The 18828-nt window shown below is 53.7% G+C and carries 14 protein-coding genes and 1 pseudogene; 4 read left to right on the forward strand and 11 right to left on the reverse strand.

Going from position 1 to position 18828, the window contains the following annotated elements; translation table 11 throughout:
- Positions 1 to 70: 70 nt before the first annotated feature.
- The 8 genes from AC2FPW_RS00565 to AC2FPW_RS00600 form a co-directional block, all read right to left on the reverse strand.
- A complete protein-coding gene (locus tag AC2FPW_RS00565; protein WP_496812237.1) occupies positions 71 to 1237 on the reverse strand; it encodes a Gfo/Idh/MocA family protein in 1167 nt (388 codons plus the stop codon).
- Positions 1227 to 2042, reverse strand: coding sequence for a citryl-CoA lyase (locus AC2FPW_RS00570; protein WP_496812238.1), 816 nt, complete (start codon positions 2040 to 2042; stop codon positions 1227 to 1229). The genes AC2FPW_RS00565 and AC2FPW_RS00570 overlap by 11 nt, the downstream gene beginning before the upstream one ends.
- On the reverse strand, positions 2039 to 2911 hold the full coding sequence (locus tag AC2FPW_RS00575) for a shikimate dehydrogenase (RefSeq protein WP_496812239.1): 873 nt from the start codon (positions 2909 to 2911) through the stop codon (positions 2039 to 2041). Before AC2FPW_RS00575 ends, AC2FPW_RS00570 begins: the two co-directional genes overlap by 4 nt.
- Before the next feature lies 1 nt (position 2912).
- Complete coding sequence (locus AC2FPW_RS00580; RefSeq protein WP_496812240.1) at positions 2913 to 4799, reverse strand: bifunctional sugar phosphate isomerase/epimerase/4-hydroxyphenylpyruvate dioxygenase family protein; 1887 nt, start codon at positions 4797 to 4799, stop codon at positions 2913 to 2915.
- Positions 4799 to 6094, reverse strand: coding sequence for a TRAP transporter large permease (locus AC2FPW_RS00585; RefSeq protein ID WP_170753386.1), 1296 nt, complete (start codon positions 6092 to 6094; stop codon positions 4799 to 4801). The genes AC2FPW_RS00580 and AC2FPW_RS00585 overlap by 1 nt, the downstream gene beginning before the upstream one ends.
- Positions 6091 to 6666 carry a TRAP transporter small permease gene (locus tag AC2FPW_RS00590; protein ID WP_480483576.1) on the reverse strand — a complete coding sequence of 192 codons (576 nt, stop codon included), beginning with the start codon at positions 6664 to 6666 and terminating at the stop codon, positions 6091 to 6093. Before AC2FPW_RS00590 ends, AC2FPW_RS00585 begins: the two co-directional genes overlap by 4 nt.
- A gap of 30 nt (positions 6667 to 6696) precedes the next feature.
- A complete protein-coding gene (dctP, locus tag AC2FPW_RS00595) occupies positions 6697 to 7707 on the reverse strand; it encodes a TRAP transporter substrate-binding protein DctP (protein WP_496812241.1) in 1011 nt (336 codons plus the stop codon).
- Between the two features lie 100 nt (positions 7708 to 7807).
- The gene (locus AC2FPW_RS00600) at positions 7808 to 8890 is read right to left on the reverse strand and encodes a Gfo/Idh/MocA family protein (RefSeq protein WP_496812242.1); all 1083 of its coding nucleotides are present in this window, start codon (positions 8888 to 8890) and stop codon (positions 7808 to 7810) included.
- A gap of 208 nt (positions 8891 to 9098) precedes the next feature.
- Between AC2FPW_RS00600 and AC2FPW_RS00605 the strand changes: the two genes are divergently transcribed.
- Positions 9099 to 9752, forward strand: coding sequence for a GntR family transcriptional regulator (locus AC2FPW_RS00605; RefSeq protein ID WP_209506749.1), 654 nt, complete (start codon positions 9099 to 9101; stop codon positions 9750 to 9752).
- Positions 9753 to 10149: 397 nt separating this feature from the next.
- Here AC2FPW_RS00605 and AC2FPW_RS00610 read toward each other — a convergent pair whose 3' ends face one another.
- The gene (locus tag AC2FPW_RS00610) at positions 10150 to 11847 is read right to left on the reverse strand and encodes a caspase family protein (protein WP_496812243.1); all 1698 of its coding nucleotides are present in this window, start codon (positions 11845 to 11847) and stop codon (positions 10150 to 10152) included.
- Between the two features lie 134 nt (positions 11848 to 11981).
- The gene (locus AC2FPW_RS00615) at positions 11982 to 13757 is read right to left on the reverse strand and encodes a caspase family protein (protein WP_496812247.1); all 1776 of its coding nucleotides are present in this window, start codon (positions 13755 to 13757) and stop codon (positions 11982 to 11984) included.
- Positions 13758 to 13979: 222 nt separating this feature from the next.
- Between AC2FPW_RS00615 and AC2FPW_RS00620 the strand changes: the two genes are divergently transcribed.
- Both AC2FPW_RS00620 and AC2FPW_RS00625 read left to right on the forward strand, forming a co-directional pair.
- Complete coding sequence (locus tag AC2FPW_RS00620) at positions 13980 to 14630, forward strand: DUF928 domain-containing protein (RefSeq protein WP_496812244.1); 651 nt, start codon at positions 13980 to 13982, stop codon at positions 14628 to 14630.
- A 98-nt stretch (positions 14631 to 14728) separates the two neighbouring features.
- The gene (locus AC2FPW_RS00625; protein WP_496812245.1) at positions 14729 to 16543 is read left to right on the forward strand and encodes a CHASE2 domain-containing protein; all 1815 of its coding nucleotides are present in this window, start codon (positions 14729 to 14731) and stop codon (positions 16541 to 16543) included.
- A gap of 25 nt (positions 16544 to 16568) precedes the next feature.
- On the opposite strand, the gene AC2FPW_RS00630 is transcribed toward AC2FPW_RS00625, so the two are convergent.
- A complete protein-coding gene (locus AC2FPW_RS00630; RefSeq protein WP_496812246.1) occupies positions 16569 to 18392 on the reverse strand; it encodes a caspase family protein in 1824 nt (607 codons plus the stop codon).
- A gap of 107 nt (positions 18393 to 18499) precedes the next feature.
- Here AC2FPW_RS00630 and AC2FPW_RS00635 point away from each other — a divergent pair.
- A pseudogene (locus AC2FPW_RS00635) lies at positions 18500 to 18658 on the forward strand (IS6 family transposase); the annotation flags it as partial.
- Positions 18659 to 18828 lie beyond the last annotated feature (170 nt).

An 18828-nucleotide genomic window follows, 5' to 3' on the forward strand; every position in this document is an offset into this window, starting at 1 on the left:
CCATATAGGCTGCGATGAACCAGAAATCCTCCGTTACGAAAACCTCAAATCTGTCCCACAAGCGCTGACGTTAGACATCATCGTTCAGGAAATCGACCGGCAAAGGTTCCGGAGCCTCGCAACGGCTTTCTATCGTCTGATAGGCACCAAATTTCGGCGCCCGTTCAATCGCGTCCATGACCTCGAATACATGGTAGGCAAGCGCTCCACTTGCACGGGGTTGGCGTCCTTCTTGCGCCGCCAGGGCCAGATCCAAAAGACCTAGCCCGCGGCTATCTTCGTTAAACCCATGTCTGTTTTCAACAACCTGCCAGTCTTCACGACCGGTTGGACGGGGCTGATGAGACCAGCGCGAGGTATCCCGCGTTTTCAGCCAGACATCCCCCTGAAACATGTTGGCGCCATGAACCGGGTCAGGGTCAGGGATGCTGATGGTTCCGTTTTCACCATAGATCTCGAACCGCGGAGTTTCGCTGTCCCAGACGTCGAAGCTCATGGTCATCGACCCTATTGCTCCGGAAGAGAACTGCAGCAGGCTCAGGGAGTGCGTGTCGACCTGGACATCCATCCATTCACCGTTGCGTGGACCGTTTTCGATCATCCTATTGTCGAACGTGCGCCGAGCCATTCCGGCAACCCGGTCAACGGGACCAAGGCAGCAGATCATGGCGGTCAGGTAGTACGGCCCAAGGTCCAGCAATGGCCCGCCACCCGCCTTATAGTAGAAATCCGGGTTGGGATGGTGGCGCTCCGTCCCGTGGGTACCGACATGGGCAAAAATCCCTGTTGGTTTGCCAATGGCACTCTCGTCGATCAAGCGCCGAACGGTCTGCCAGCGACCGCCCAGAAATGTGTCGGGTGCGCAACCGACCAGTAACCCCTTTTCAGAGGCCATGTGCAGGATCGCCTTACCGTCCGTTCGGTTCATGACCAGTGGCTTTTCGGAATAGACGTGTTTCCCCGCCTCCAGCGCGCGCAAGCTGATTTCGGCATGCGCCGCCGGAATTGTCAGGTTCAGAACGCAGTCAATCGTCGGATCGTCAAACACTTCACCTGGCGTGCAGGCCTTGGCGATACCGTATTGATCCGCTTTGGCGCGGCTTTCAGAAGGGTCAAGGCTTGCGCAAGCCACGACCTCGACGCTGGAAAATTTAGATAGTGTTTTTAGATAGATATCGCTGATACGACCACAGCCGATAAGGCCGACCCGGAAGGATTTCGATGTCTCACCTGTCATCATTCCTGTCTTCGTAGAGGGGTAAGTAATTTGGGGGCATAGGCCCTTTGTTCCGACCGCCCTGGCTCGTCTGCTCCCAGGCGTGGGCAAGTATTCCGACCGAGCGGGACAGGCAGAACAGCCCCCGCGACAAGGGCGCAGGAAAGCCAAGTTCGCAGAAGATCACAGCTGTCGCGCCGTCGATATTCATGGCAATTGGCCGACCGCCGCGTTGACGACCGAGTTCGGCGCGAACCTCTTCTCCGATATCGGCAAACCGGCCAGATACTGTGCCTTCTGCCGCCGCATCACGAACAAGTTGCATCAATCGTGGTGCGCGTGGATCGACAGGCTTGTGAAACCTGTGACCAAAGCCCGATACGATCTTGCCGTACGTCTCGCGCCAGCTGTCCAGACCGTCCTGAACAGCATTATTCAGCGATGCCTCAGCATCCATGCGTTCCGAGATATCATAGTAAAGCTCGGCGCATTGTTCGCCTGCTCCGCCATGCACATCGCCCAGCATGTTCACCGCAGTCGCCATCGCATTATTGAGACCTACCCCGCAGGTGGCAGCCATGCGCGCCGCCGCGATTGAGGGGGCCTGTGGGCCGTGATCCACGCCTGCGACCAAAGCGGCTTCGAACAGACGCGCTTGTGCGTCGCTGGGCAGATCGCCCCGCACCATCAGCCAGATCATCTGCGGGAAAGAAACGTTCCCGATCAGATCCTCTATTGCGTTGCCACGAAACGCGATCTTGCCGGGTTTCATGTCAATGATGGATGTGCGCCACCATTGGCGGATTGCTTGTTCGTCGTTTGTCATACCGTTGCACCTCTAAACTCGCGCATGCGCTGCTGACGAAGTGAATCGAAAACGTTTTGAAGGCGACTGATTGAGGCGGTGCAGCCGGTGAAGATTTCAAAAGACGCTGCAGCCTGATGAACCGCCATTCCAGCACCATTCATCACTTTCAACCCAGTTGCGCGGGCCCTGCTCAGTAGGTGTGTCTCAAGCGGGAAATATACGATGTCTGCCACCCATGCATCGGGCCGCAACAGGGATGGTTCAATGACTGTTCCGGGGTACTTGTCCATTCCAAGTGGTGTTGCGTTGACCACTCCGTCCACAAGTTCGATCCGATCCAACGAAATCGAAGGGGAACCCTGAATCTTTGCGTAAGGGCGCAAGACCTCTAGTCGACTGACCAGCGCCTGCGCTCGGTGGAAGTCAGGATCAATGATCTCCAGGTCTCGAACACCTGAATCAAGCAAAGCCAAAGAGACTGCACTGCCCGCGCCACCAGCACCAAACATGAGAACCGTTTCAGTCTTCGATGATCCCGAAAATTCTCCGAAGGCACTGTGGAAACCTATGTAGTCGGTGTTGTGGCCAACCATTCGGTCGTCACAAAAAACCACCGTGTTGACAGCTTGAAGCTCCTCAGCAGTCTTGGAAAGCTCATCAAGATGATCAATGACTGATGCTTTGTAGGGATGCGTCACGTTGACCGCCGCGCAGCCTAATTCAACGGAATAATGCAGTAAATCAGCGACCGACATTCCACGAAATGGCTCTTTTGCAGTGTCGATCCTACCGTAGCTCAGATCGATACCCTGCGCCCGACCTTCTGCCTCGTGCATCTCAGGCGTCATGGAGCCAGCAATACCTTGGCCGATTAGTGCCGCCTTCATTTCAGGTTGTTCCTTCCGCCATGTGGTGTCGCGCTTGGGCCGCTAATCGGAACGCAGCATTGCGCGCGCCATAGCCGGAGTAGCCAGATCGGCGCTCAACAATTTCAAAGAAGAAGCCGTTAAAGATAGGTCGGCTGTAGATCTGAAAATACTCGGAACCCGCTGCGCGGTCGTAGAGAATGTTATCCCTACGCATTTGGGCGATCAGGTCTTCACTTAACCCGAATGTCGCTTGCAGATCAGCGTAGTAGTTTTCTGGGATGGACAGGCTGGGAAAGCCGGACTTCCGCAATTGGGCTGAGGTTTCAAATATGTCGTCCGACTGGAAGGCTATGTGCTGAACGCCGGCGCCAAAACCGTCTTCAAGGAATGAAGCCGCCAGTGTTCGACGCCCAATTGCACCATTCAGGTTTAAACGCACTTCGCCCTCGGGGCTCTCGATGGCTTGGCTTTGCACGACACCTGAAGGGTCGGCAACGTTCACGATCGGAGATTTTGCCATCTCAAAAGTCGAAATGTAATAGAGCAGCCAGCTTTGCATCTCATCGTTACGCATCGTCTGCGCCAGATGGTCGATGCGGCGCAGACCAGCAGGCTGGATCGCTTTGGTCTTGGCGACTGGCTCGAACTCGATGTCCCAAACCCGATGCAGATCGGATTTCTCATCTATGAAATGGACAACATTGCCACCAACACCTCGGATGGCCGGGATGTCCAGTTCCCCAGTCCCTACCGGCTGTGAGAAATTCGGCGCGCCCAACGCGGTCGCTCGCTGAACCGTCTGATCCGCATCTTTGACACGCAACCCCATGTCACACACGGAGGGGCCGTGACCCAGGAACGCCGAATGGGCGAAACCTTCCTTTTCGGTATTCACAACGATGTTTATCGCGCCCTGCCGCCACAACTCGACGGACTTGGTTACGTGTTTTCGCTCCATTCGAAAACACATTGCCGACAGCATATCTGCCAGCTGCGCGCCGCTTGTTTCGTCGGCTGTAAATTCGACGAATTCGAAGCCTGACGCATAGACGCGTTCCGGCAGGTCCGGGATGCCGAAATCTGTTCCCGGTTCGGCCCGGGAAACCTCATCTAACAGGTTCACCAGCGACCTGTAGCTGTCTTGGGCCAGTGTCCGGCCACCGGGTTGAGGAGCTGCTTCATTGACACGCGCAATAGACCAAGGCCCCTTGTACCCAGCGCGGGACAACACCCGCACAAAGCCCGCAAGGTTCAGCGACCCAAGCCCCGGCAGAAGCCCAAAGTGCCGTTTGAGCCTGCGAATATCCATCTCAAGTCGGGGTGCATCGGATAGCTGTACATGGAACAGCCGCTCTCCGGGAATGTCCCGAAGGCAGGCTGGTTTGGACCCGTCGGCAAGCGAGAAGAAGGAATTCAAGGCCAACCCCAAATAAGGGCTGTCGATAGCTTCAACGACGCCTAACGCCTGTTCATCCGAGTGAATAAGATCCGACCATGGCAAGCCCATATAGGCCAGACGCAACCCCAATGCCTTTGCTATTTCGGCCGCCTCGCCAAGATCTGCGATTACCTGTTCTTCGGTCGCAGCGGCATCGACCTCGAATGCGGACCCGATTAGCAGCAGATCCGTACCCAATTCGCTCATCAGGTCGAGTTTGCGCTTCAGTCGATCAAAGGCGCGCTCCCGTCCGCCGCCAGACTGACCTTCAAGGTTATGGAAAGGTTGCAGCAGGCAAATCTTCAGGCCGAGATCTGATGCAATGTTCCGAATTTGCGATGGCGGCCCGTCAAAAGCGGTCAAGTCCGGTTCGTGTAATTCGACACCCCCGAATCCCGCGTCAGCGATAGTGCTTAGTTTTTCGGCCAGATCACCGGGGATCGAAGTTGTCGAAACCGAGAGGCACATTATCCCTGATATCCAAACATACGCGGCAACCACAGGACCAGATCCGGCATCAGTATCATGATCACCAGGGCGAAGATGAGAACCGCGAGGAAGGCCCAGATTTCCGAGATGATTTCGCGTAGCGGAATGTCCGTCACGGCGTTGATCACAAAGAGCAGAATGCCATAGGGCGGCGTGATCAGACCGATCATCGAGTTCACGACGACAAGCACCCCGAAATGCACCAGATCAATCCCAAGCGCCTCGCAGGTTGGAATGAACAGGGGCACAATCACCAGGATGATCGTTGTTGCGTCTAACACGCATCCCAGCGCGAGGATCAGCAGGTTTACGAGGATCAGGAACACAATCGGGCTGACATCGGAACCCTCCAGCAGCGCCGAGATAGACTGCGGTATTTGTTCCTGGATGACGATGAAGTTCAGAATGAACGCGCCACCAATGACAACCCCGACGGCTGCGGAAGAGCGCGCACTGTCGACGAACACCTGATAAAGGCCGCGGAAGGTCAGCGCTCGGTAGAACAACGCTGCCAGTAGCAGGGCGTAGAATGCAGCTACGGCGGCAGCTTCGGTCGGAGTGGTGACGCCCCCATATATGCCGTAGAGCAGGATTGCGGGCATCAGCAGTGCCGGAAATGCGTTGGCGGTTTTAGCCGGCAACTCGCGCAGTGGAACAGGTTCTTCCAATGCAAAGTTCCGCTTTCCGGCCAGATAATAGTTCATCGCCATGAGGACGACGCCCATGATCAGGCCCGGCAGAATACCGGCGAGAAACAGCGACCCGATGGAGGCCTTGGAAACGAGCGCGTACAAAACCATTGGGATAGAGGGCGGAATAATAGGGCCGATCGTTGCCGACGCCGCCGTGATTGCAGCTGCGTAGCCTCGGCTGTAGCGGCCATCCTTGGTCATCATTTCAATGATGATCTTCCCGATCCCAGCAGCATCCGCGACGGCCGAGCCGGACATACCCGAAAAGATCAGTGACGCTACCACGTTTACGTGCCCGAGGCCGCCCTTGAAACGACCGACAGCAGCGACGCAGAAGTTCAAAAGACGGTCCGTGATCGATCCAGCGTTCATGATATTCGCGGCGACGATGAACAAAGGCACGGCAAGCAGGATCGTGCTTTTGTAAAAACCTTGCAGGATCTTCTCGCCCGCGAGGGCGACGTCCAGCCCGGCCGTACCCAGGTACACTAATGAGGCCAGGAGGATGGAATAGCCGATAGGTGTCCCGATGCCTGCCAGAAGAAAGAGAGCGAGCAGGCAGGAAAGAAGTTCAAAACTCATTTCTTAACTTCCTCATCCTTTTCGACGTCGACACGGGGATGATCGTCAACCACGTTGTACCCAACGACCAGTTCCAACTCTGTCTTTGGTGGGCCATTGCGCATGACGTCGAAGAATAGCCACGCGTAGCGCGCTGCGACGACCAGCATGAATACCGCGTAAATCGAGAATACTGTTCGCAGCGGTATCTTCTCACCGGAGAACGGATTGCGGACAGTCGATGTCTTGCGGATTTTCATCCAGTCGATGTAGTCCCACGTCGGAAGGAAGCTGTAGAGCATACCGACTACGATCGCTGCGGCCGCCAGCATCGCAAAGACCTGCCGTACGCGCATCGGCACCGAAAGATAGATGATGTCGAACTTCACGTGATCCCGTTCGCGCACGATGAAAGCGCAACTGAAGAAAATCACCCAGACCCAAAGAATGCCGATCAATTCCAGCGTCCAGCCTGCTGGGGTGAAGAAGTACCGTAGTAGAATTTGGAGAAGGAAGATAAGGAAGATTGCCGCCAGCATCCCGCCGGCAATCGCTTCGGTCAGTCGGGAGAACCCCTTCATAAAGGCCTTCATTATGGTTCTCCCTCCCCTGTCTTACTGGGCTCAGTTGCCCAGTGCGTTGATCTGATCCAGAACACCCTCGGGCCATGAGCCTGCGAATTCGCTGTCCAGATACATAGACTGTACCTGATCGCGGAACGCAGCGAGATCGGGTTCGTAAATCTCCATGCCCTGCTCTTTCAGGAAGTTGACAAGATCCTCTTCTTTCTGAAGCTGCTTCTGGCGACCTGATTCAGCTGCTGCGTCCGCAGCTTCCTGAACCTTGGCTTGCTGTTCCGGTGTCAGCCCGTCCCAAACCTCTTTGCCGATGGCGATATAGTTCAGGTCGACCAGATGCGATGTCAGGACGATCTGATTGGTCACTTCATAGAACTTGGCGTCGACGACGGTCGGCAACGGGTTATCCTGCCCATCAACGGCACCGGTCGACAGCGCGGTATAGACTTCGGAGAAGGCCATCGGTGTCGGCGCGGCACCCAGCGCCTTGCCAAGGAACTGCCATGCGTCGGTGCCCGGCATCCGCAGATTCACGCCTTCCAAGTCTGCGGGCGTCGTGACTGTCAGCTCATCCTTGGGCTGGCGCAGATTCACCTGACGACGGCCCAGATACATGACCGACAGCAGTTTGACGCCTAGTTCTTCTTCGGCCTTCTGCTTAAAGGCATCCATCAAGGGATCATTGAAGACAGCCACCTGATGCGCGGCGTCCTGGTGGACATAACCTGCGGTAAAGATCGAAAACTCGGGGAAGAACTGTGCCAGTTCCTGCGCCGAGGTGATCGACATTTCCAGGTTACCCCGGCTGATGGCGTCCAACTCGGTGCCTTGGGCAAAGATGGTTCCATTATAGCTGGGCTCGTAGCTTGCGAAATCGGCGACCATCGGCGCGAAAACCTCGGCCATAGCGACTGAACGCTGGTCGGTCTCCGATCCTGATGTTGCGAGGCGAAGTTGCACTTTGTCTTCCGCCAGCGCACCGCTTGTCGCGCCAAACAGAACACCGGTTGCAACAAGGGCTGATACAGCAGCCCGGCGGGTAAGTTTGGTAATCACTTTGCTCCTCCCTGAGACATCATGATGCTTCTTTTTTGCGATTCAGAGTTTTGACCTATTTTGGAAAGTTTGCAAGATTTTTTGCAAAATATCTGATATTTTATACTACTGTCATATCTACCATTGGTGTTTTTTGTAAGCTTTTGATCCTGACCGTTTCACCTGTTCTGCAAGAATTCTGAATAGCTTCAATAACTTGAAGCGTTCTGAAACCTTCCCATCCAGACACAATCGGCACTGCTTCGTGCCGAGCTACTTCAATAAAGTGCCTGAGCTGATTGACCAAAGGGTCAGACGCACCCTTCTTCAGCGCGGTCGATGAGATAGGCGTCCACCAGTCCCGTTGCTCACTCTGGTAACTCCACAGGCGAAGATCGGGAACGGACAACGAACCATGAGAGCCACCGATCATATAGCTACTCTCTGTGGTCGAAGGATAGATTGGATATTCCTGAGACGTCATCTCCCAGCTCCATGGAGCAACGATGCTGTCGGACACACTTATGGTCCCTATCGCCCCGCTTTCAAACGTCAACAGCGCACCAGCAACATCTTCGTTGTCGTAGCCCCGCTGCGATGCAGCCGACTGAGCCTGTACGGTCACAACTTCTCCGGCCAGGTACCTCAGCAGATCCACATCGTGGACAAGATTGACCGAGATGGGCCCTGCACCGGGTTTCTTTCTCCAGGGCGCAGCATCAAAATACTCGTCTGGCTTATAGAACCAGCAATTCGCATGGACAGCGCGCACATCTCCAATTTTTCCATCGACAATGGCTTCCTTAGCCGACCTGATCAGAGGATTGTGTCTGCGATGATGGCCGACCATCAGTGGCACATTGGCCTTCTCCGCAGCTTGAACAAGCTCAAGCGCAGCGGTGGCTTCTACGGCGATCGGCTTTTCGACAAGAACAGGACAACCGTGTCGAACACACGTGAGGCCTTGTTCAACATGAAGTGTGGTCGGGGTCGCAAGAACAGCTCCGTCTGGAGTCTGATTTGCAAACATTTTCTCGAGGGTCTCGTAACATGCGACCCCGTGCTCAACGGCGTAAGCACGACCTTCATCACTGGGGTCGACTACCGCAACGAGATCAACATGGCGCAACGCTAGGATAGCGTCTGCGTGGCGGCGTCCAACAAGACCAATGCCGACAATGGCAATGCGAAAGTTCTTAGACACTTTGCTTCCTTCCGGAGGGTCCGGAAAATCCCGAAACCGTTGATTGCGATCAGGCTGCCTTGCCCAATTTGGCCCCGACCGTATTGGGGTTTTCGCGATTCCGCAATAATGTATGATATTATTATTTATACCATACATCAGTTTGGATTGCTGATGTCTCAAAAAAATGCTACTTGAACGAGGAAACTAAAAATATCGGGTGAAACGCATGGCGAAACAGCCGTCTACGATAGGTGCAAGCACCTATCAGCGCATCAAGCGGGACATCATCTTCGGGGAGCTGCAGCCCGGCTCTAAACTGAAGCTGGACGCCTTGAAGGAACGCTATTCGGCAAGCCTTTCGACACTTCGTGAAACGCTGAACAGGCTCGCCAGCGACGGATTTGTCGAAGCTCCTGAGCAACGGGGTTTCCTGGTCACGCCAGTTTCACGAGAAGACCTGACCGAGATTTCAGAACTGCGCGTTCTGCTGGAATGCCACGCGTTGGAGTTGTCCATTGCGAATGGCGACACGGACTGGGAAGGCAACCTGGTCGCTGCGCATCATAAGCTGCATTTGATGGAGCAACGGCTTCTCAAGGGAGATGACTCTGAAAAGGAAACCTGGAAGAGGTACGATTCAGAGTTTCATCAAGCGATGATTGCAGCCTGTAATTCCAAGAACCTCTTATCCCTTCACTCAATCATTTATGACAAGTACCTTCGTTATCAGATGCTCGTACTGACCTACCGAGGTGAGGTTGCAGCCCAAGAACACAAACGAATGTTCGATGCCGCGTTGGCCAAAGACGCTGATACAGCCAAAAAACTGTTGGAAGATCACATCAGAAATGGCCTCGCCCACACGTTGGAGGCTATGTAAGGCGGCATGCTGATTGTGTGCCTCGACGTCTTCAGGTCGATTTGGCAGGGAATACCTCAAGATTCCACATCTAAATCGAGAAGTTTGTGAGCGCCCCATACCGGACCTTTAGCGTCGAAGCCGAATGCTGGTGGTGCAGCCCGCATAGCTGCCGTTCGCTGTGATCCCGCCCACCACCTTCCGATATCACCGACCTCATGGCAGGGTACGGAATTCTACAACAACATGCAGCTACTTCAGTTGATTTAGTGGAAATCCTATTTTCAACGGCTCTCAAGCCGATGGCCGACTTCGTAGTAGAGGAAAATGGTCTCTGCAACTTTGGCGCAAACGGCACGCAGCTTGGTAATCATGCCGCTCTTGTCGACCTCCGTCATCTTGGGAATTCCGTTGGAAGCTAGTTCGCACGCCTAACCAGGAAATTCAGGAAAAACTGACCGTCGATACGTCGTGGCTCATACACGAGGCGTCGGTTGGGTTGCAGTCCTTGAGGCAATTTTACATCAATTCGAACCTTGTAGGGCGTCACCGGTGGACCAAAATGTGAGCTTAGGGTGAAACGGAGTTTCAGTTGACCGTTGTCATCCAATGACCCCTGGAAATCCTTGAACCACGGACCGCCTCCGGTAAACGCTTGGGCGGACACCAGAGTCACTTTGCTGCCTTTCCGATTGATCCGCAATGACGCGAGTGGTTCGATTTTTCCGGGGTAGTAGGATTCGTCGCCGCGCGTTGCAGTCTGCCAATAGTCATCATCCCATCTACGCCGAATGGAGATGACGTAATCACCGTCTAAACCTACGGCAACCGCAACTTCCTTGCAAACGCGACCCGGTTCTTTTTTAAGCGCAATGAGGGTCTGTTGTTGGATCAGACCTTCCGCCGGAAGCCCCAGGTTTTTTCGGGCGTTCCGGTATCTGGTATATGCCGCTCTAGTGCGAGGACCTGCAACGCCGTCCGCCGCGCCCGCACTGCATCCGACGCGGTTCAATTCGCTCTGAATGTCACGGACTAGGCTGCGTGTCCGTGCTTCCTCAGTCGGATTGTCCGGCGGAGCCACAACGGCGACTTCCGTCTCGTTCGTTCTGGGGTTGTCGTCAGGAGCAGCTTGTTGCCTTGCCTTCTCACGCAGATCATCTCGAAGCGAAAGGGCGAGCGTTACCGCAAAGTGATCATTCTGTTCCTGATAACGGTTTAGAAAGGACTCAATTGCATCCAGCGTTCCGAGTGAACGAGCCAACTCAAAGTCAGCGTAGATTTCACGGTTGTCAGACCCAACACGCTTGGCTTCCGACGGCACGGGCACTGCCACCGGAACTAGGTAGATATCTTGGCTTGGTAAAGAACCGTAGGTGAAAGGTTCCTGAAACCCACCTGTCAATTTAAATACGGTGTCGCGGACCTTGCGGAACATTTTACCTAGTTCCAGCCCAGGCTCTTCGATGTGCTTTAGCAGCGCTGTGGCATACGGGCTGTTACGCCCCACTCCATCAAGAGCCAACGTTCCACCCTTGGCTGCGTAGCTTACTAATACTCCGCTGGGGTCAATACGACCCAATCCGCGACCGATGGAGCGTGTGCCGCCATTTCTTTCCATCGTGCTCAGGAATGGGTTGTTCCGGCACGCATCGATCAAAACGACCTTTAACCCATCGGCACCCGACAAAGAACTGATGACGGAGTCCAACCGTATCGCTTCAAATTCGATATCCTGATCGCTGCGCAGTTCTGAGTTTACTGGAATAAGGTAGTTTGTGTTTTCGATCTCAATCCCGTGACCCGCAAAATAGATGATGGCCATATCCGCATCTTTCGCCGCTCGACCAAAGTCGCGCAACGCAATACGGAGACCACGGTAATCTAGATTCTGATTGTGCCAAACCGTGAAACCGATCCGTTGCAAGGCTTTGGCCAGATCCGAGGCATCATTGCCTGCATTTGGAAGATTGGCGACATGTTGATACTCGGCATTTCCAATCACCAATGCGACCCGTTTGGTGTCCGCGTGCGCAACATGCGAAACCGAGAACCAAATCGCAAAGCCTATCAGCCATAAGAATGTCCTGAAAGGATATTGATATGAACTATTAAACAAACTGCCCCCGATCGGAACAAATTGAGACGCCTGAACATTACCACATAACCTGAATGAATCGAATATGCCGATCCGATTGCCAGCGTATCCTCATAAAAAATATAGCTTCGCTGAAACCCTTTGGGCAGAGCGCGTTATTTCAGAGAACCTTCCAAGACCACGGAACGCGCATTCCATCCAGAGCCATCGAACCATTTTGTTGGGGTCACATCGTCAAGGTCGCGCCGTCCTCGCGCTTCGTACTGAAATTGGGCAAATGATTTTCTGCCTTTGCCGTGGGTTTTGTTTGGCTTGGATGGCAACCAGTTGGTGTAGCTCACGGGTTCTCCGCTGAACCATCGCCATCCGATGATGGCACCGTCTTCTTTGGGGTCCTTTCTGAACCCGAAATAGGGTCCGGCCTTGTAGCTGATTTTCGTTTTGCTGTCGTATCCCAATTCAAAGAAAGCTGGGTCACTTGAAATCATCCGGACGATGAACGCATTCTCTGCAGCCGATGTTATTGCGGCCAAATCCAAGCCACATTTTTGCGCCTCGCTGCGCGCACTCTGCACACTGCCTGAATAAACCAGCGCAATATATAGGTTTCCGCGAAACGTACCATAGACGCTTTTACGCAGGCCTAAACAGCCAAGAATTTGCGTGACCTCTTCGGATTCACCTAACACTTCCAGCTCGGATATATTCTGTCGGACAGCAAAGGGATTGCTGATAAAACTCGCGCCATCATCCGCCAGCGGTCTGATCCCCAAGCCGGACAGGACAGCAAGATCGGCATATCCGGTTGGTTCTAACCCGATGTTGGCCTGAAGCGCCTTGATGCCTGATCGGGTCTGCGGTCCGAAAACTCCGTCAGGTGTACCGACGTCGAAGCCTGAGTTGTTAAGACTTTGTTGTACTTCCTTCTTCTGAGCAGGGCCCGGCAAGAGCGCGGCTTCTATCTCATCGAGCCGCCCGCTTTTTCTGGTCCAGGCAGGTGTGATCTGAGCCATCCGCTTCAGTATTTCGGGCTCGGATAACGTTGCAGCGCGATAGGATCTGGCGACCAAATCCCACCCCCTGACTGTGTTCACCTTCATAGCTGCGGCCAGCGCGTTTTTCTGAGTTACCTGCGGCCGCAAGACTGGTTCGTCAGACTCCTGAAGGTCAGGGACGGGTAATGAAGCCTGTTCTACCTTGGGGACCAAAAAAATGTCCTCGCCCGGTAGTGAGCCATAGACAAAAGGCTCCTGATACCCGTCGGTCAGTGCGACCACGCGGTCGCGCACCTTGCGGAACAGTTTACCAAGTTCCACTCCCGGTTCTTCAACATGTTCCAGAAACGCCTGCGCGTAAGGGCTGTTCCGGCCGTCGCCATCCTGCGCCAGAGTCCCACCTCGGGCCGCGTATCCGACCACGACTCCTCTTGGTTCAACTGCGGCCAGACCGCGCCCGATTGAACGAGTGCTCGAGGCCTTTTTCATCTGGGCCAAAAACGGGTTGTTTCGGCATGCGTCAACAATCACGATACTTAGAGCGGACGAGCCAGCAATGGCATTCACGATAGCGTCCAGACGAATGGCTTCAAATTCTACATCCCGATCACTCTTTAGCGCGGCATTCACGGGTATCAGATAGTTTGTGTTCTCAATTTCGATTCCGTGGCCCGCGAAATACGCAAGCGCCACTTCCGCATCGGCTGCGGCTTCGGCAAAGTCGCGCAATGCAATGCGCATATCGGTGTAACTCAGGTTTTGATGCTGTGTAACCTCAAACCCAATGCGCTGTAACGCCTTAGATATGTCCTCAGCGTCATTGGCCGGATTGCGCAGGTCCGGGACGTATTGATAGGCGGAGTTACCTATTACAAGAGCGACGCGCTTGCCCTTAGCCTCTGCCGCAAGCGGCAAGATCAAGAGCAAACAAACCACCAACAAACACGAGGCGCCGCGTCGCCATTTTCTTTCAGGAACCATGAGCACAGACTCGACTCTGAACCGAACAGATCCTTATTTTAGCATAAAATTGCCTGACCACCGAGCTTAGGATCAGCTGAAGCGAGACAGAGCAGGAACTGGACTCAACGTAGTTTCAAGCCTACGCTAAACCTTCAAAAAGCGGATACACTTGCAGTTTTCTTCGAGAGGCGTCTTGTGTCGTGGAATTGGGTATCAATAGCTGTTTTTGTCTTCGTACTGGCTGCAGGCCTGTTTCTCAGCGGTTTTGCGCTGGCTTCCGGCGATGAGAAAAACACTGACACGTCCGCAGAAATTGTGTTTGTTCCTCCCAAAATAGGTACGCCAAAGGATCGAATGGGCGCAGGCACTCGGAATATACCTTCGGATGCCGCTTCTGACCTATTGCTACTGGTTCCAGCAGACGGTGGGCTAACAACTCAAGCCTTTCCGCCGTTGATCTGGCGGCTAACTCGGGGCCATCGAGGAAATGTAATCGTCAAACTGGGCCCATCCGGGATGACTGCAATAGAGTTACACATCAGTGGCCCTTTCCCACCCGGCGATTATGGTCTGGACCTCAGTAGGTCAAATATTCTGCTGGACACCGACCGAGTTTATCTTTTGCAACTCGAGTTGCTCGATCCAAACACCGACGCGGTGGTCGAACGTACATCAGGATTAATCGAGCGTTTGCCGGAAGAATTTAGATCCGACACCCCGGCCGCAGCTGGTCTGTGGTTCGATGCGCTCTCTGAACTTGTGGATATAGGCCTCAGCGGCCGTGTGCAGGCGACGAACCCAGCCGAACTCGAACAATTGCTGAACTCAGCTGGCGTAGGTCAGTGACATCGAAGCGTCAAAAGCATGCATGGCAGAGAACGTCATCGCTCATGCCGGTTTGGCAACGCTGGGTTTTGGTCTGTGTCATTACACTGATTGTCGGCATGCCTCTGGTCGAACTCAGGAAAAAAGGCATGCTCGAGTCACTTGAGCTTCTCCAATACGATTGGACAATATCGGCCTTTGCCGCGGATGAACCTATAACAGACGTTTATCTGGTTGCCATCACCGACCGAGATTTGAACGAATGGGGTTGGCCTGTCCCCGATCGGCAATTGGCACAGATTGTAAACACCTTGCTCGCCTCTGGTGCAACTACGGTGGGCGTCGACATTTACAGGGACGTTCCGGCAGGTGAAGGTCGGGACGCCTTACTTGAGGTGCTGAGCGATCCCAGAGTTTTCGTGATCTCGAAATTGCAGGATAGCGAGACTGCTGGCATTTCAGCGCCGCCGGGCACGCACACGGGGTTCGCTGATATTCCAATTGACCCTGATGGCGTTGCCCGACGCGCCTTGTTGTTAGTAAATACGCACGATGGTATTTCCCTGTCACTGCCTATGCATCTGGCCGCGACCCATACCGGGCAACCCGCATTGAAAAGCGCTCCCGACAATCCGCGCTATTTGATGTTTGGCGATACAGTTGTAAAACCCTTGGCCCCGGGTGCAAACCTGTTCCGCAACGTGGATACGTCAGGCTATCAAATCGTCATTGATTACAAAAATGCATTGCCGATCACGCGCAGTGTTCCCGCCGCAGAGATTCTGACTCAAACTGGGCTGGATCGCTTTGAGGGAAATGCCGTGATAATCGGCGTTACCAGTCATTCCGTAAAAGATTACTTTTCAACACCACTCAACCGATCAACCGGGTCAGATTTTACCTTTGGTGCCGAAATTCATGCCGCCATCGTTCAACAGTTGATTGACTACTTCAACGGCCAAGCCTCTCCACTGCGCGCTTTGGACGGCCAGTTCCCTTCGTTCATCATCCTCGCATCGGTCTTCTTAGGTGCCTGCGTGTCTGTTTTCGTCAGGGTCACCGGCAATGCGGCGTTGCTGGCTGGGATAGGTGGCGTCCTGCTAACGACTACGTTGTCAATGTTTCAACAGTTCGCGTTGTTAATGCCTGTCGCGCCTTCTCTGCTGGGCTGGACTTTCGGGTTTCTTTTCGGCTTTGGGATCATCTCAGGCTTTTCGCGCAACCAAAGACGCGCGATCGCACAGGTTTTTTCATCTCATTTGTCCGAAGAGTTGTCAGCTGAGATCTGGAAGCAGCGCAAAAATCTAATGTCGGGTGGAAAGCCCCGATCTCGACAGCTGTATGTTACGGCGCTGCTTGCGGATATTGAAGGGTCGACCCTCGCCGGGAATGCGATGGATGCAGACGAGTTTATGACGTGGATCGCGCGAATTCTTGATCGGCTGGGTGAAATCGCTCGCGCGCATGGTGGGTTTGTCGAGAAATATACAGGAGACGGCATACTGGTTGTGTTTGGCGCGCCAATTCCAAGCGAAACACACGAGCAAAGGCAATCGGACGCGCAGGCCGGACTACGTTGTGCCAACGCCATGCGCGAAGCCGTGGCATCACTTAATAACACTTTTCGAAATCAACGTGCATACAAGCTACGGATTGCGCTGAACAGTGGAGAAGCAATCGGTGGCACACTGGGTGTCAGCGGATCCATGCATTATAACGTCATCGGTGATACGATAAATGTCGCTGCACGCCTGGAAAGCTGGATCAAGACCCTAGCACCGGATGCCGATGGGTTTCGTCCCATTTATATGACCATGGCGACGGCAAAAACTGTGGACGCTGAACGACGATGGCCAGTGGCTGCGAGTTTCATTCACGATGATGGCGAGACAGAAATTCAAGTAGTTGAACTCAACAGGCGCGTACCCGAGTAGCTGCGAATACTTCGTGTTGTGAGTTTCAACGTTTTGTTATCGTCACATCCATGAAAAAGGCTTCGTCGAACTGGCCTTGGTTGGAGTGGAGGGTTTGCCCCTTGGAAAAGTCTGCAGGAATTCTCTGAGTAATTGAGAAGGGGACAATTCTTACTTTACCAAACAGGTACCCTGTATTTCCCGAAATACGCAACCGCCCCTTTTCTGATAACGATGCGCGAAATCGTTTTGGTCGATTTTCACCACCTTCCGTCAGATCCTGAGCGCTGATCATCTGAAACCCGGCGGACGACTTCCGGTACACCATCTGCAACACTATTTTGGGCCGATCCTTAGCAAGCTCAGGGTCATTGTAGTTTGGATTGGGTCGTCTTCTGACCACGATTGAGTAATCCCCATGGTAGCTGTTCGCTACTGCGCCGGTTTGGGTCGTCTTCGGCAAGGCAGCAAGCGTTTCGCCGCTCGTTTGTTCCTCGCTGTGCGCCGAGGGTGGCGGCTTTGCGACGTTCTTTAACACAGCAAGGCTTTGCGCTGTCAGATACCCCGTTCTGGTCGAACCGCTTTTACTCTGAAATTGCTTTAGTGCCGCACGAGAGCGCGTACCGAATATCCCATCAACAGGCCCGGCTGAATACCCTAGGAAATTCAGACCACGTTGAATGTTGCGATAGTCGTTTTGGCTGAGATTAAGATCCTTTTCTGCCACAAGGGCTGGATCTGGTTGTTGCCCCGCGACGTTTTCCTGGTTCGTCGTGTTGATCGGGCTTTGGGACGCGGCAGCAGACTCTGTAGGCACGCTGGCGTTGTTCTTAATCGGTTGTGAACGGCTGAGCACATCGGCTACGTCAGCCGCATATTGACCAGCGCGTGTATTTGGATAGAGCTGCGCGATCATCTTCAAAGCGCCCAACTTGACCGTTTGATCATCCAACTTTAACGCTTCGCGCAGAACGCGTTGGGCAGATTTTTCACGCTCATCTTCAGGCGAGGACTCGGCAACAGGCGCAGGCGTTTCTTTTAAAATGGAAGGCACCTTGGCCGCTGCAGGGACAAGGAAAATATCCCGCCCTGGCAATGAGCCATAAGTGAAGGGCTCTTGGTACCCATCGGTAAGTTTAAAGACTGAAACCCGGACTTTGCGAAACAATTTCCCAAGTTCCAGCCCGGGAACCTCAATATGTTCAAGCAGGGCTTCGGCATATGGGCTGTTGCGACCTTTTCCATCCAAAGCCAAAGTTCCACCGCGCGCAGAATAGCTGACCAGAACACCTCCGGGGTCAATACTGCTCAATCCGCGCCCGATCGACCGCGTCGCGGTTGTGCGCTCCATATCAGAAAGGAACGGATTGTTTCGGCAGGCGTCAATAAGAACAAGTTTGAGACCTTTCGCCGTCGATACCGAATTTAGTACCGAGTCCAGCCGTATAGCCTCGAATTCCACATCCTTGTCGCTTTTGAGTTCCGCGTTGGTGGGAATCAGGTAATTAGTGTTGTCTATTTCGATGCCATGACCCGCAAAATAGACCAATACCACGTCGGCCGTCGCAGCCTTGTCGGAAAAATCCCGAAGGGCCAGCCGCATTTGGCGATAGTCGAGATCGTATAATTCGGTCACATTAAAACTTATCCGACCAAGCGCTGCTGCTATATCCCGGGCGTCATTTGCCGAGTTCGGAATATTCGAAACGTACTCATACTGTGAATTTCCTATGACAAGCGCCATACGTCTGAAATCAGATACGTCCGCCAGTACAATAGCAGGTCCGAACATCACAATAGCGATGAGGCTAGACCTAAGCCGCAAAAAACCTAGAAAAACAAGGTGTACTAGCATAGTAACTTCGTCCACGAAAGCCGCCGTTACTTTAACATAATCCACATCGAATCGCGATAAGGCTACAAAGAATTTGCCAGGTGTGCCGTCAACTTTTTCGTATGAACCGCGCTAAAACTTCCCGTTTCATCAAACGTCGGATCAGGCCCATGCTGGGATTCAAGTCTTTCGCTTCAGCAGCATCTGCCTTGGCTGGTATCGAACTGGTCAACATGATCCGCAAAGGTCAGTTCACGCCTGGACTCTCTCCATTTCAACAGTTTGCCAGATTGGCTGGATAATCGGCTCGTCAGCACTAACTATGCTAATCTCATTTAAGTTTGCGACATGTGTAGACGCCCAAAACGCAAGAGGTAATTTTGGCCGGTAATTGCTGAGCAGCCTCATCTGACTGGTCCAAGTTGATTGTTAGTGCATCATCGGCCTGTGATCCATCGGGATGATGGTTTCA

It is taken from the genome of Ruegeria sp. SATB027, assembly GCF_059613825.1.